Here is a 16,096-nt window from a genome sequence, read left to right on the forward strand (position 1 = left end):
CAAACCTTACAATCATGAAAAGAATTAGTATCCTAGTAGTCGCCTTGTGTTTTTCGCAATATCTTTTTGCTCAAGAATGTACAAGGCTTTATGACTTTTTTCAAACTCAAAATAATAGCAATACCGAAAGGACACATGTCGCTGCTGCTCAATCTTGGGTAGCTCCTTGTACCGGTCAAATTGAAGCTGTTGTGGTACGAACGGAACTTATTACAGATCCTAGTCCAGAAGTTTTTGTTGGATTTATTGAAGGCACGGTACATAGTCCAGGTAGTACCTTGTTGTCGAATTATAGATATGAGTTCACGGACGAAGACCAAGTGGGACAGGAAGACATTATTACGTTTCCATCTCCAATAAATGTGACCGCTGGACAGGAATATTCCATAACATTTGAACAATTATCGCTTGATATTGAATTCCAAATTTCTACCTCAGATCCGTATGACGGTGGTAATTTCAGCCGATTAACAAGTCTGCTTGGTTCCTGGCAAAACAGAGCCGGTGTGGATATGGATTTTGATATTATTGTTAAAGATGATCCCCCTACCATAAATTGTATTAATAATGTTACCTTGACCTTAGATGCAAACGGAGAAGTCACTACAACCTTTAATGCATTAACCAATGGAAGCAGTGATGATATAGGTGTGCTTTCTCGGATTCTTTTACAAGATACCTTTACCTGCGATGATATAGGAGATAATGAGGTCACTTTAACCATTGTAGATACGGGTAATCAATCCGCTTCTTGTCAAACCACAGTGACTATTGAAGATACTACTGATCCAACAATTAGTTGTGCTTCTGGTGGAACCAAAGACGTCGATACCGGGACATGCGTGTACACGGTTCAGGGAACAGAGTTCGATCCTACCTTCAGTGACAACTGTACCACGGCTACAGTAACCAACAACTTCAACAACAGCAACACCTTGAACGGTGCCGCACTTCCATTGGGCAATAACACTATCACATGGACTGTGGACGACGGCAACGGCCAGACGGCCACTTGTCAGGTAACGGTCACGGTGGAGGACGACGAGGCCCCGACGATTACCTGCGTAGCAAACGCCTCGAAGGATACCGATACCGGGGAATGCGAGTACACGGTTCAGGGAACGGAGTTCGATCCTACCTTTAGTGACAACTGTACCACGGCTACAATAACCAACAACTTTAACAACAGCAACACCTTGAACGGTGCCGCACTTCCAGTAGGGGATAACACCATCACATGGACCGTGGACGACGGCAACGGCCAGACGGCTACCTGCCAGATAACGGTCACGGTTGGGGACAACGCAGCCCCGACGATCACCTGCGTAGCGGATGCCACGAAAGATGTCGATACCGGCACATGCGGGTACACGGTTCAGGGTACCGAGTTTAATCCTACCTTTAGTGAGAACTGTACCACGGCTACAGTAACCAACAACTTCAACAACAGCAACACCTTGAACGGTGCCACACTTCTAGTAGGAGACAACACCATCACATGGACCGTGAACGATGGTAACGGCCAGACGGCCACCTGTCAGATAACGGTCACAGTGGAGGACAACGTGGCCCCGACGATCACCTGCGTAGCGAATGCCACGAAGGATACCGATGCCGGGGAATGTGAGTACATAATTCAGGGAACAGAGTTCGATCCTACCTTCAGTGACAATTGTACCACGGCTACAGTAACCAACAACTTCAACAACAACAACACCCTAAACGGTGCTATACTTCCAGTGGGGGATAACACCATCACATGGACCGTGGACGACGGCAACGGCCAGACGGCTACCTGCCAGGTAACAATCACGGTGGAGGACAACGAAGCCCCGACCGTGAGTGATCCGGGAGATATAAGTTTCTCTGCAAATACTGGGACCTGCGGCTATACGTATACTTACGATAGATCCACATTTTTTTCAGATAACTGTGATGCTAACTTAACGATACAACAAACAGCTGGGTTGCCTTCTGGATCGCAATTTCCATTGGGAGATACCGTCATTACTCATACCGCCACAGATGATGAGGGAAATGTTGCAACCAGTTCCTTTACAATCACCGTGACAGATGATGAATCCCCTACGATTGTTTGCCCTGGTGATATTACGGTGATAGAAGACACTGTTGCCGCAAATTCTGCGGTAGTCAATTATGCTGCCCCTACGTTTACCGATAATTGTTCTGCTACAGCAGATATCACAATAACACAAACGGAAGGCTTATCGAGTGGCAGTACCTTCCCCACAGGAACCACCGTAAACACATTTGAGGTTGAAGATGAAGATGGAAATACCAGCGAGTGTTCGTTTAGCATAACGGTGTTAAATATGGAAACACAAGTTGATTTAACCAATGGAGCGATTACCATTACCGATATAAATGGCGGAACTTCAGATGACGATATTACCTTGTCTAATGACGGTACCACTTTAACCATTAGTAATCTTGAAGATCCCGTAGAGCTTTCCGGAAGTGGTCTTACCTTAGTGGATGCAACCACCGTGAGTGTTCTATTGGCAGACATTACAGCAGCGATTGTTTTTGATGCGGAAGGGGGTACCAATGGTATCAACTTTGCCAATGCCCTGGCGTTATCAGGAGTTGATAATGACATCACCTTAAATGACATTACCGATTACACACAAACGGATGCTATAGATATTGGAGGGGTATTTACCATTGCTGATAGCCCCAATGCCGACATAGTACTCGATGCACTCACCGCTACGGGATTATCTATCACCGATGTCAACAGTATAGGAGATAATGTAATTCTCGGATCCTCTGTCTTTAGAATTACAGGAACAACCACCCTACAGGCAACGAACACCATTGTCATGGATGATGCCAGTGACCGTAATGTAACGTTTATAGGTGATGTGTCCTTAGAAGCATCTCGAATTACCTTTGTGGGTGATGGGATTAATACCACCTTCCAGAATATCACAGCTACGGACCCTACATTGGGGGAAAATTATATTCGAATTGATCAAGGATCAGTAAGATTATCTGGAAATGTTCAAACAGCTGGGGTATCAGAGTTACATCTTAGCGCTTTTACATCTATTAACCAAATTAGTGGGGTAATTAGTGCAGATGTACTTACTTTAAGTGGAAGGGCTAATGGCTCTACTAGAGCTACTCTTGGTGTCGGCGATAACAATATTAGATTGTTACAGACCTTTGGCACTGTTTCCATGAGAGAGGTTGCATATAATGACATTAATGATGTGATTATTGGAACACTAACAGCCACTGAGTTCGATATTACCGCTACGGGTACGATCTTCCTGACGGAAGAAACCGCAATCACTAAAACAGGAACAGACATCAGCTATTTGACAGGAGGAGATATCGAAGTGGATAGTAATTCCACAAATGCAACTATTAATCATGATGCTGGTAGCATTATATATACAGCAGAAACCATAGATTTATATGAAAATATTACCTATGATGGTCTGGCTGGTACCACTACGGAGTTACAAAGTACTGCTACAGATTTTTCCTCTTCAAATATCAATATTGGTGGATCCGCATCAGACTTGACATTTGGATACCTCAATGTTACGGGGGGCTTATTTTTCACTGTTCCTCAAACTTCAATAACCATTCTGAATGAAGCTTCGTTTACAGGGTCAACCACGGTCTTTCAAGGAATTACTTCATCCATGACAGGAGGTCTGATTACCATTGAAAATGATGCAACTTTTCAACCAGGACTATATACAACCACTTCTTCCCTTACAACAAATAATATAGCAATTGACGGCGGTACTTTTGCTTCTGACATAAATAGTGGAACTAACTATTCATTTGTGAGCGTTCAGGGAACTGTCACACTCAACAATGCTACATTTACACCTGTAGACAGCTCTATTTTGCTTCCAAGTGATACGGATGAGTTGATCTTAATAGCTAATAATGATACAGATGCCATCGTGGGTACATTTTTAAACTTGCCGGAAGGGAGTAGTATTGATATTGACGGAATTCCGTTTACCCTTAGCTATGTGGGGGGCGACGGAAATGATTTTTCATTAGTAAGAAACGATGAAAATGCATTTATAACCACATGGGAATCAAGAACCGGTGCTAGAACCATTACCATTCCAACGTTTCCTGGAGAAACCTACGATTATAGTGTGGATTGGGGAGATGGAAATATTGATTATGGTGTTACGGGAGATATCACACACACCTATACCACAAACGGCACCAAAACCGTGACTGTTTTTGGGACCTTTCCTAGAATTTATTTTGAAGGATCAACTCCAGAGAATGCAAATCAATTACTTACCATAGAACAATGGGGTACAAACGCTTGGACCAACTTTGAAGGTGCCTTTGCCAACTGTAAAGAAATGGATATGCTCGCTACAGATGCACCCGACCTTTCAAATGTTACGGACATGAGTAGAATGTTCGACGATTGCGAATCTATGGTGGCAAATTCATCCATTAATAATTGGGATGTAAGTAATGTCATTAATATGCACTTTTTGTTTAGGGATGCTTTTGTTTTCAATCAACCCCTAAATGACTGGGATGTGAGCTCGGTGGAAGATATGCGAGGAATTTTTGACAATAACACGAATTTCAACCAACCCTTGAATGACTGGGAAGTAGACAATTTGGTCAATATGCGCTTGATGTTTAAAAACGCTAGTAACTTCAACCAACCTTTAGACAACTGGGATGTAAGCAACGTGACCAGTATGGAAGAAATGTTTAAAAACGCTAGTAATTTCAACCAAGCCTTAGATGCCTGGGACGTCTCCAATCTAACAGATGCAAGTGAGATGCTAACAGGATCGGCTTTTTCCATGGAAAACTATGACAATCTGCTTATTAGCTGGAGCCAGCTTAATTTGCAACCCAATGTCATCTTTGATACCGATTCCAACTACTGTGCAGGCATAACCGCAAGAAATACCATAACCGACCCCTTGGGACCCAATTGGACGATTACAGATGGGGGATTTATTTGTGGTCTTGTAGTCTCGCCCAAGGTCTACCTCCAGGGAGCCTTCACCAATCCCAATTCTGGTGAGGAAACGCTGATGCGCGATGATTTACGGGTAGACGGGGTCATTCCAACAGACACTCCCTATTCTGACGGTGCCACAATAGACGCTTCCATACTCACCACCACCGGCAGTGATGCCATTGTGGACTGGGTCTGGGTAGAATTGCGTGATGAAACAGATACCACAATCATCATTGATGGCCAGTCTGCTTTATTGCAAAGGGACGGTGATGTGGTGACTACCGATGGTACCTCTCCTTTGACCTTTTTACAAACCGATGGTAATTACTTTGTTACGGTAAACCATACCAACCACTTAGGACTTATGAGTGCCAATGCTTTTACTTTATCTCTATCAATAACAACCATAGATTTAAGTAGTGACACCAGTTTGATCAATGGAGGCAGCAACTCGGTAGTGGATATGGGGAACGGCATCTATGCGATGTATACGGGCGATTATGACGGCAATGGCCAGGTACAGAGTACGGACCTCAATTCGGTGATTCCCCTTATTGGAAGTTCGGGCTATAGTGAGGCCGATCTGGATATGAACGGCCAGGTACAAACTACCGATATCAACTTATTATTAATCCCTAACCTTGGGAAAGGACAATCTTTTTAATGACAAACCATATAATTGAAGTTTAGATTTTTTTATTGAATTAGATGTATTGATTCTGGCCTTAATAGCCAACAATGAAACCCTCATGGATCTACCCATTGAGGGTTTTTTGGTTGTTGAAGGGACTGGAAGGGAATTCCATTCCTTGCTGCACAAATGATGGTCTTGGCATTTATTTGTAGGTGAATTCTGGCGTGAAACGTCTATTTGTAAGTAGTACTACTTATTTAAAAGGTAGTAATACTTATGGTGCAGTCTTTCCTGTTTTAAGTTCTTTACAAAGAAATTAGTTAACATGAAAAAGAGAACTTTGAGTTATACAATCCCTCTGGCATTCGCCTTCTTTTTTGCTGAAGGAGTGCTTGGTAAGCATTCTGTTTTCTTTCGAATGAATTTTGATTCCAATCAACTTGCGATGCTTCAAAATATCCAACTATCGACTTTGAAGAAGATTGGAAATAGGCTATGGAAAAAACTCAGCCTAGATACCACAATACACTTAGATAATTTTTTAAGCAGCTTCTAATAAAACCATATCGAACATGTACACCTTAAGCCATTTGCGCAAAAACCGTAACCCTTTTGTAGGATAACCGTAACCTTTTTGTAACCCACTTTTTTTAGATGCCATGACTAGAGGTGTATAGTTTTACCCCGATAAACCTGACCAAAGAAATGAAATGCACAGTATTAAATGAAAACAAATCCAAGGTGACCTCTTCTATTTTATTGGAGGGAATTGCCCATAGGAGTATTCCATTAGGCTTCATCCAAAATATTGGCAAATGCATTATCACCGACCAGCTGGAGCCGAAGAACACCAAAGCCATTGCCTTATCCAATGCCTACATGACCATCCATTTTAGCTCAAATATTTCCCCAATTGATGGTGGCAACAACGCTGTTGTGGAAATGGGCGATGGCATCTTACTACTGCGCAGAAGCAACTATGATAACAATAAATACGAACCCTATATAATGAATTAGTATGAATAGCAACTTTCGGGGAAGGACAATCATTTTAAACTATTCAATAAACCCTTAAAAAAATATTATGAAAAAACTGATATGTATACTAGCACTACTAATGGTGAGTGGTATATGGGCCCAGGACATTAATTCTAATATTGAGAATGTCCAGATCACCAGTGACGGAACGTACGACTTTTACAAAGATGATTCTTCAAACAGACAGGTGGCAAGACCAGGACAGCGTTATGCCGAGAAGGTTGACTTAGAAGCTATTCTAAGAGAAAGAAATGAAAACCGATTTCGCTCCACCTCCTTTGTGGTTACCAAAATAGAGGATACCGACGATGGAGTCTGCGACGGGGATTGCTCGCTACGCGAGGCGGTGCATGCATCGAACACAACGAGCGGGCGCGATACGATTAGATTCTCTTCTTTATTCGATAATCCGCAAACCATAGTTCTTTCGCTTGGGCAAATCGAATTTGGTGGCCCTGGAGGTACCGGTGGAAATCACGTGGTTATTGGGCCTGGTGAAGATCTATTAACCATAGATGCGCAGAAAAGCAGTCGGATATTCTATATGGGGTTTGCCCATATGCTATTGGAACTTTCTGATATGACCTTGGCCAATGGAGATTCTGAAAGCAGTGAACCCTATCCAAACTGGGGAGGTGCTATCCTGAATCTAGGAGTGAATAGTACCGACTACGATATTAAAATGACCAACGTGACCATTAAAAACAGTGAAACCCGGTGGGGAGGTGCTATGTCTGCATTACGTTCGCATTGGCTGTTCGAAAATGTCACCTTTGAGGGCAACTTTGCTGACCAATGGGGAGCTGCCTTTGAAAGCGAGGGGGGTCTTATTGACATGAACAACTGTTCTTTTATTAATAACACAGGTAGAGATGCTATAAAGCTGTTTGCATCCAATTTTGTAGGTCTTGATGTGACCTTAAACATGAATAACTGCACTATGAGTGGTAATGTCTCGAATCAGAATACCTCGGCAATATTGGCCACAGGACAAGGTGCTAATACATCCTATGCCTACATCAACAATAGTACCATCACCGAAAACACCTCAAACGCTTCAGCTGTTAGATTTGATGGCCTTGCGGTGATTGAAGCCCAAAACTCCATCATATCTGGGAATACCGGTGGAACCTCACCGGATATCGATAATGGGACTTTGGAGAGTACCAGTAGTTACAATCTTATCGGAATCGGCGGCGGTTTGACCGATGGGGTCGATGGCAATATTGTGGGTGTAACCGATCCGGGATTGGATGCCTTAACCAACAATGGCGGAACTACTCCGTACCATCACCCTATATCCAATACAGCGAGTCCTGCTTACAATGCAGGAAATGGTCCTGACTACTTTAGCACTTTATATGATGGAGATATTCTTGAACCGAATGATCAGATAGGTAATGAGAGAGGGGCTTATGGAGCTGACGATATCGGAGCAGTAGAATTACAAGTAGACCTTCAGCTTAACCTAAAGGCCTTTTTGCAGGGACCCACATCAGATCCATTCTCAGGGGAAGAATCCCTAATGCGTGATGATCTACGGGTGTCTGGGGATATCCCGACCACCTCTCCCTATAGCGATGCCTTAACCTGCGATGCTACGGTTTTTGACGTTACGGGCGATGATGCTATTGTTGATTGGGTGTTGGTAGAATTACGTGATGTAGTTGACAATAGTATTGTTTTAAATTCTCGGTCCGGGCTTATCCAACGCGATGGGGATATTGTAGATGTGGATGGAGTTACCACTACATTTTTGATGGAAGACATCGCACCGGGAGACTACTTCATTGTGGTGAACCATCGCAGTCATTTAGGACTCCTCTCCGCTTCAACCCAGAGCATTACAGATCTTAGCCCTACTACGCTCGATTTTAGCTCGGATACTACAGTGATAGACGGAGGCAGCAATTCGGTAGTGGACATGGGCAACGGGATCTATGCCATGATTACAGGCGATTATGACGGTAACGGCCAGATACAAAGTATAGACCTCAATTCGGTAATACCTCTGTTGGGGGAAGCTGGTTACAGCGAGGCGGATCTTGATATGAATGGCCAAGTACAGACCACGGACATCAATCTAATGCTAATTCCCAACCTTGGGAAAGGACAATCCTATTAATAATAACCTACTTACTCAACCCTTTAAAACATAGAAAAATGAAAAAACTAATATACATACTTGCATTCCTAATGGCAGGAGGTGTCTGGGCGCAAGACGTTACATTTTCCTTGGAAAATGCCCAAGTTACCAACGATGGAACCAATGATTACTATGAGGTAGATGTCATGGTCTCCAGTTCGGCAACCTTATACTTGGGTACGGGACAATTCTATATCAATTATAGTACTGCAGTCTTTGGCACTTCGGTAGCTTCCAATGGTACGGGGGTATTTAATAATACGGGGTCTATATTAGGTACTAACTATTGGAATTTGATATACACAGATAATACCGATTCCAGGGTTTCCTATGCTTATGTACAGTTGGCTCCAGAATCTGCTTACGGTTCGGCCCAGATCATTAATACTACTCCCAAATTGTTTACGCATTTAAAGTTACAATACCTGCCAGGACAAACGACTTCAGATCCTGAGATTTGTTTCGAAACGGGAGCAGGCTTTACCGATCTTAACTTCACCGCTTGTGGAGGAAGTTTTGGTGCGGATTGTTTCAATTTCCCAGGAGTACAAATTACGAGTGATACTTTTGACTGCACAGGAGCCGCTATACCTATTGTTTGTTCTGGAGTTACCAACACCTGGGATGGAGTTGGTTGGGACAATGGTACCCCAGATAGTACGATGGAAGTGGTCATTGCTGCCGATTACAACACGAATGCAGGAGACATTCAGGCTTGTAAACTCATAGTTAATTCGGGTGTTACCTTAACCATTGGCGGTACTGATGAGTATGTAGAAGTTCAAGGTGATATTGTAGTAAATGGAACCTTAATCGTAGAGCATCAGGGAAGTTTAGTGCAGGTATATGATACGGCTACGGTGACCAACAATGGGTCCATTAGTGTCAATGTTACTACTCCTGTGCTACAAACAAGAGACTTTATGGTCATGGGTAGCCCCATGACAGAAGAAATCCGGACGGATGTTTACAATACTGCTTTTTTGGTATTGGATCACCTCCCGGCCAATTTCATTCCTCACCCAGACGTAAGTCAAGGGGGAACTAATTTTGCCGACGAAGACGGCGACTTCTGGGTGCAGATGGTTGGGGGAGCCATCGAGCCCGGAAGGGGTTATATTGTGCGTCCACAGGATTCGTATACCGATCCTGCCAATGAGGCGTACTATTTCAACTATGATCTGGGGACGCTTAATAATGGTGCGATTCGACAGGATGCGATTTACAATGGATCGAGCAACCCAGATGGAACGCCCAACATTTACGCCAACCCTTATGCTTCGCCAATTTCTGCCGACGATTTTATCAATGCCAATGCATTGGTAAGCGAGCTTTATTTCTGGGAGCACTTAACGCCACCAAGCGCCTCTTTCCCTGGAGCCAACGGTATCAACTTTAGCATGGACGACATCTCTATGTACAACCTATCTGGGGGTGTGGCAGCAGCCAATGACCCCACGGGTACGGACACGGCACCTAATGGCATGATCGCGACTTCTCAAGGGTTTGGGGTAAAAGCCTTTGGCGCTGGAGAAGTTGTCTTTAACAACGGCATGCGTCGTGCTACCGGGAATACGACCTTACGCCTTGCAGAAGAAAACGTAGATAAGATATGGCTCCAAGTAAACAACTTAGAGTACGGCCTAGGTAGTAATACCCTAGTGGCCTTCAATCCAACAGCAACAGAAGGCTTCGATCCAGGATATGATAGCAACCGTTTGGCTACAGTCATCTCATTGTATTCGCAGCTAGAGGACAGGCCTGAAGAACTTGGGATACAGACCTTAGGGGCCTTTACCACAGATGCCAAAGTGCTCATGGGCTTCAACTCAGTAGTAGAAGAGGAAGCCACTTATAGTATTTCCATCTCAGATATGGAAGGAGATGCTATTTCCGATGCAACGGTATTCTTAACCGATAACCTTTTGAATTTAACCTTTAATCTTTCAGAAGGGGACTATTATTTCAGCAGTAATGAAGGTGAATTTAAGGGTCGATTTACCTTGTCGTTCTACTCCTCAGTACTTGAAACGACAGATAATTTACTGGGAAATATAGCGATAGTCCCCAACCCAACCCATGGAATGTTATACATCCAATCCCCAACTGGTATTCAACTAGTACAAGTGTACGACATGCAAGGACGTACCGTAGTTGAAAAAGCAGGAAATGGGTTGGATTTTCTGGAAGTGAACTTGGAAGATATGGCAGGGGCCGTATACTTCCTGAAGGTACATACCGATTATGGTTCGGTAACCAAAAGGATCGTAAAGCAATAGTGTATGAGGATATTATGTAACAAGCTGTTCATTGCTTTTAGCATTCTGGTTATTTCCTTTTTCTTTCAGAAATGGGGAGACAAGAATGAAAAACAGTCAGAAAACAGTCGATATGAATACTAAGGTTAGGAAAATAATTAATCCCAATCTTATCACGGATTGCCATTACGAAATAGCTTACGGTTCCGAGGCGCACTTGGACCAGTTGGAACTGTGGGTAAATCAGGTAATAGGCAATAACGAACTACAGATGGTTGTATAGATTTTTTTCATAATTAAATTTGATTCTGGTCCAAACCTTGTTTGAAGCTTGTCAAAGTGCGGACCTGTAATGCAACCCTCGGAGCAATATGCTTTGAGGGTTCTTTATTTGCTGCAGAATTATCTTGTAATTTCTTTTCAATTCCGCCTCAATGAAGGTTTGGTGTAGGATTCAAATTAATGGTTTCCGAACCTACGTAATGCTACTTAGTTATTGGGTATTTCTGCTTATTGCAGTATTCTTCAATTTTTAAGTAATTGAATACATATTTAGAAGAAGGAAAACTAATGAACTTAGTTGCATTGCTAGTAGTAAGCAGTTGTTGTGCCTAGGACATCACCTTCGGTTTTGCATACCCCCAGAACATTTAGGTTAGTAAGAACTACTGCCTTGGTTTCACAGTGTATCTGGAAGGTTTGGAACTTGGGGTGTACGAAGTAGGCAGTCATAACATAACGAACTACGCTGGTAGTGTTTATTTCTTTCATAATTGATTTAAGTTGAGTAACCCTCTCATTTGCGTGTTTTGAGAGGGTTCCTTTTTCCCGTCGTCTACACAAACGCTTTAGGCCGAAGGAAAACAATTTAATTACCCATTGAATTAAATAGGAATCGTAAGTGTGATTTTAGTGCCTTTGTTTTCCTGTGAATTGATATGCAACTTGGAGCCTATAATTTCAGCACGTTCCAAAAGGGTTTTCATACCCAGGGAGCCTTTATTGATGCTTTTTTGAAATGAAAACCCCTTACCGTTATCGGATACGGTCGCTTTTATTTCCCCATCCAATTTTTCAATATCCACGAAAGCTGCTTTGGCTCCCGAATGCTTCACAAGATTATTTAGCGACTCTTGTAATATTCTGTAGAGATGTAACTCACGTTCGTCCCCTAAGGTTCCATCAATGTTTTCAACTTCAAGCATAAATATGATATCCGTAGTCTGGTCTATACTGTCTACGAGTGCGGAAATTGCATCGGTTATACCCGTACTCCTTAGGCTGTCCGGATGCAATCCTCGGGAAATAGTTCTTACCTCTTCTAGGGAATCTTTTGCCAAGAATTTAAGCTCTTCCCGTTTGTCTAGGTTTGTCTTCTTAACCAGCAACATCAGTTTTTGTCCAATACTGTCATGAAGCTCTCTTGCAATATGTGCGTATTGACTTTCACGATCCTTGATTAGATTCTGGGAGAATTCGGTTTGCAAGGTCTTCTTCTTTCTATTGTAGCGCGCATAGTAGCCTAAAATTATGATCACTATGAGAGATAGAGCCAATATACTACCAATAATGATCCATTGGTTTTTGGTCTTATTTTGCGCGTCTAAGACTTGTATTTCTGAATTTTGAACAGCTATCTTGGCTTCCTTCTTCTCTGTCTCGAGCTTGGTTTGATAGTAAGAAAATCCATTGGCTTTTTGCACACTTTCTATAGAGTCCTTAATTGCTCTGTAAGTCTCAAAATAGTCATATGCCTTTTTGTGTTGTCCAAGCTTATTATAGGTTTTTGACAAAAATCGATTCACCGTGTAGATGCCCTCATAGAAATTGGTCTCTTGGAGTGCCTCGAGTTCTCTTTCTGCCCAATTGGCCGCCTGATTGTAATTGCCTTTGGCATATTCATAATGCGCCATAGATAGGAAGAATTCCGGGAAATTGGTCTCTTCCGCATTGTCCAATCGGGCCATTAGTTTGCGCCGGGCTCCTTCGGCTTTTTCAAGGTCCCCCATTTGTGAATAGGCACTGAGTTGGGAAATGGATAATTCGATATGCGGATAGTCGTCTTCGATATTGTTTACATATATCGCAGCAGAATCGAGATACCTAATTCTTTCCTCGTTGGTGCCATGAAGCATTTCATCGAATGCTTGGTTGTAAAAAGTAGTGTATACCAAATTGATATCTCCTTGGGATTTGGCAGAAGCAACCACCTCTTCCCGTATGGACTTGGCTTCTTGTTGTAAGCCATTCTGAGAATATAAAATGGACAAACTTGTTTTAACGGAATTAGCATCGGATGGACTCACATTGCTAAAAATGTCGATGGATTCCTGAAGGGTAGCGGTCGATTTTTCAAAGTCACCCATCATCGCAAAATTATGCCCATTGAGTTCTTTTACCGTCCCGATTAATATACTGTCCTGTGCCTTGACGCCTAATGCATATGCCTGATCCAAATATTCTTGACTCTCCACAAAGAGTGAACTCATGGCATAGGTGCGGCCGCCTTCCATATAAAACTCACAGAGTTCTGGCCAGTTTTGATACGGTTCAAATATTGGGATGTAATGTTGGAAGGTTGCGATGGCCTTCGGAAATTGAGCGGTTTCGGGAGCGAGATAATCCAAAAATTTGGTTGCGTATTGTATGGCCCGCTTAGAGGAATCTATTTGTATTGCATAGTCGATCGTTTCCTGCAGTTGCGTTTCGTATCCAGGTAACTCATGATCCTCGATCCAATGGGTAAGGCTGTCTAATAACTTCAATTTTTCGGGACCTTCGGTAGCGGCTTCTATATCCTGCTTTAATTGTGCTGCAATTACAGAGGGTTCACTTTCCTGCGCATAGTTGTTTGGGCTATATAAACATAGCAGGAGAAGGATGCAGGGTAAAAAATTGAATCGCTGTAATTTGTACATAAGGGGTATTGACGAATTCATAATCAAAAAGTTAATTGATTTGGGGATAACGAAGAAGGGTCGAAAGTTTTCGTTAGTGTAAAGCTATCAAAATCCATGTAATAACTGAAAATATTTGGCAAATTTTAGAAACGAAAGGGACTAGTTATTCTAAATATGATTAAAACGCCAGTAGTAGGGCCTTCTTTGCGGTCTTGGATGTTGGGGGCACGATCAGGGTTATTCACTTTTAAACGCTTACAAACGCTTATAAACGAAAGTAAGTGCGTAGCAACCGACTGTTAATTGGTCGACGTTCCATATTTGCACTGTCGAACCGAAAGACGGTGAGATAGTATTAACTGTTTAATTATTAAAACAAGAAATTATGAACGCACTTAGAAACAAAGTACAGTTGATTGGAAGATTAGGACAAGAACCAGAAATCGTGACCTTTAACGATGGGAACAAAATGGCAAAATTCTCCTTGGCTACAGATGATAGTTACAAGGACAAAGATGGTCAAAAAGTGGAACGCACCTATTGGCACAATGTAGTAGTACGAAACGGGCTCGTAAATGTGGTAGAGAATTATGTGGTAAAGGGACAGGAGATTGCCATAGAAGGAAAACTCACCAATCGCTCTTATGACGATAAGGACGGAAATAAAAGATACGTTACGGAAATACTATGCAACGAGCTATTAATGCTTAGTAAGTAGGACTTTTAAAATGATAATTCATGTATTATTCTGGGGTTGTACCACCCATCAACTCCAGAATAATTTTTTATTAAACAGGGAGGTCTTCAATAAGCTTATAATGAGGAAAATGTTAGCTTTTCACTACGCTAAAAACCATAATCATAGTAACCCAATGCCTTTAACCTAAAATCCATAGCTTGAGTACTCACTTTAAATTTTCTGCTTAACATCATCATCATCATTGAGTAATTAAGGTTTTCAGGCAAATTTTGTATTTCAACCTCTATTAGTGGCTCAGGCATCAGCAATGAAGCGGCAAATTGATTGGCCTCTTTTTCCATTCTATAGTCGTATTCCTTATTTGTACTACGATAAAACTTAGCTCCTTTATCTTTATAGTAATCAACGAATAGCGCCTGCTTATGCAGATGCAAAATTAAATGCCCAATTTCATGTGAAATTGTGAACCGTTTTCTGACAGGTGGATGATTCTGGTTAACCCCAATAATATTTTTATTGTGCTTACGTACCAAAAAACCTGAAACTTCATCATCTAAGTCTTGATACTCAATAGTGGCGCCAAGAAATTTCGCCAATTTGTCAACCTTAACAGGAGCTTGTAACATGTCAAAATCAGACAAAAGCTCTTCTGTTTTGTTTTCAATGTTCCTAATTGTTGTCGATGTCATCTTTTCGAAGAATTTCTTTCAATACGTTTATTGTCTTTACGTTACCGGAATTGGTACTTTTGTTCAATAAATCAATATAATTTGCATCTATCTCGCTAAAACCAGTCTTATATTCCAGTATTGTAGGTAGGATGTCGTTTACATCACAATTTAACGCAATTGCAATCTCAAAAATTGCGTGAAGGGACGGTTGTTGGTTTCCAATTTCTATATTAGAAAGAGAAGATCTACTTAGATATATCCTAGCAGCTAGATCTTCTTGCCCAATCTTATTTTTCTTACGGAGCTTTTTAATATTACTCCCTATAAGCTTGTAGAATGCTTGTTTGTTGCTTACCATATATATATTGGATACTACAAAGATAAACAATTTTGCTTGTAAACCAAGCAAAATAAAAGAATTTTTTATATTTTTTGCTGGTATAATTTAATTGCTTATCTTTGTTTCATATTGTTTTCAAATAACACCTGAAAACAAAAAATCAGGCAGAATGACTACCTGATTTTGGTATTATTGTAAGAATAATCTGGGTTTCGTAAGCCCAGAAATCCTTTTTCTGTGATTATTACAAAGGTATATATTCTTCTATAAACTACCAAATCTGGTATTTCCGTCTGTAATGGTATTAATATAAACACATTTTAGGTACGTCTATTTTTTAAGATTCTCTCCTCATTTAATTAAGGTAAAGCAGAGCTTTGATCCTTAACCTTCCCTCAACGCTGAGGTTTTAA

At 41.7% G+C, this 16,096-nt stretch carries 11 protein-coding genes; 7 read left to right on the forward strand and 4 right to left on the reverse strand.

Annotated elements, in window-relative coordinates:
* Nucleotides 1-14: 14 nt before the first annotated feature.
* The 6 genes from AC6JAD_RS07625 (at nt 15) to AC6JAD_RS07650 (ending at nt 11,355) form a co-directional block, all read left to right on the forward strand.
* Nucleotides 15-5,660, forward strand: coding sequence for a BspA family leucine-rich repeat surface protein (locus tag AC6JAD_RS07625; RefSeq protein ID WP_461304648.1), 5,646 nt, complete (start codon nt 15-17; stop codon nt 5,658-5,660).
* Nucleotides 5,661-5,955: 295 nt separating this feature from the next.
* Nucleotides 5,956-6,186, forward strand: a complete 231-nt coding sequence (locus AC6JAD_RS07630) for a hypothetical protein (RefSeq protein ID WP_461304649.1) — start codon at nt 5,956-5,958, stop codon at nt 6,184-6,186.
* A 149-nt stretch (nt 6,187-6,335) separates the two neighbouring features.
* Nucleotides 6,336-6,647: a hypothetical protein gene (locus AC6JAD_RS07635; protein WP_461304650.1), complete on the forward strand. Its 312-nt coding sequence runs from the start codon at nt 6,336-6,338 to the stop codon at nt 6,645-6,647.
* Between the two features lie 67 nt (nt 6,648-6,714).
* On the forward strand, nt 6,715-8,793 hold the full coding sequence (locus tag AC6JAD_RS07640; protein ID WP_461304651.1) for a CSLREA domain-containing protein: 2,079 nt from the start codon (nt 6,715-6,717) through the stop codon (nt 8,791-8,793).
* Between the two features lie 38 nt (nt 8,794-8,831).
* Nucleotides 8,832-11,093: a T9SS type A sorting domain-containing protein gene (locus AC6JAD_RS07645; RefSeq protein WP_461304652.1), complete on the forward strand. Its 2,262-nt coding sequence runs from the start codon at nt 8,832-8,834 to the stop codon at nt 11,091-11,093.
* A gap of 112 nt (nt 11,094-11,205) precedes the next feature.
* Nucleotides 11,206-11,355 (forward strand): hypothetical protein, encoded by a 150-nt coding sequence (locus tag AC6JAD_RS07650; protein ID WP_461304653.1) that lies wholly within the window; start codon nt 11,206-11,208, stop codon nt 11,353-11,355.
* A gap of 305 nt (nt 11,356-11,660) precedes the next feature.
* Here AC6JAD_RS07650 and AC6JAD_RS07655 read toward each other — a convergent pair whose 3' ends face one another.
* Both AC6JAD_RS07655 and AC6JAD_RS07660 read right to left on the reverse strand, forming a co-directional pair.
* Entirely contained in the window at nt 11,661-11,843 is a 183-nt protein-coding gene (locus AC6JAD_RS07655; protein ID WP_461304654.1) for a hypothetical protein, read from the reverse strand.
* A 113-nt stretch (nt 11,844-11,956) separates the two neighbouring features.
* Complete coding sequence (locus AC6JAD_RS07660) at nt 11,957-14,011, reverse strand: tetratricopeptide repeat-containing sensor histidine kinase (RefSeq protein WP_461304655.1); 2,055 nt, start codon at nt 14,009-14,011, stop codon at nt 11,957-11,959.
* 346 nt (nt 14,012-14,357) lie between these two features.
* Here AC6JAD_RS07660 and AC6JAD_RS07665 point away from each other — a divergent pair, with 346 nt between their 5' ends.
* Complete coding sequence (locus tag AC6JAD_RS07665) at nt 14,358-14,690, forward strand: single-stranded DNA-binding protein (RefSeq protein WP_461304656.1); 333 nt, start codon at nt 14,358-14,360, stop codon at nt 14,688-14,690.
* Between the two features lie 128 nt (nt 14,691-14,818).
* On the opposite strand, the gene AC6JAD_RS07670 is transcribed toward AC6JAD_RS07665, so the two are convergent.
* A complete protein-coding gene (locus AC6JAD_RS07670; RefSeq protein ID WP_461304657.1) occupies nt 14,819-15,361 on the reverse strand; it encodes an ImmA/IrrE family metallo-endopeptidase in 543 nt (180 codons plus the stop codon).
* Nucleotides 15,342-15,701, reverse strand: a complete 360-nt coding sequence (locus tag AC6JAD_RS07675) for a helix-turn-helix domain-containing protein (protein ID WP_461304658.1) — start codon at nt 15,699-15,701, stop codon at nt 15,342-15,344. Before AC6JAD_RS07675 ends, AC6JAD_RS07670 begins: the two co-directional genes overlap by 20 nt.
* Between the last annotated feature and the right edge of the window lie 395 nt (nt 15,702-16,096).

This window comes from Aureisphaera sp. (assembly GCF_059726885.1).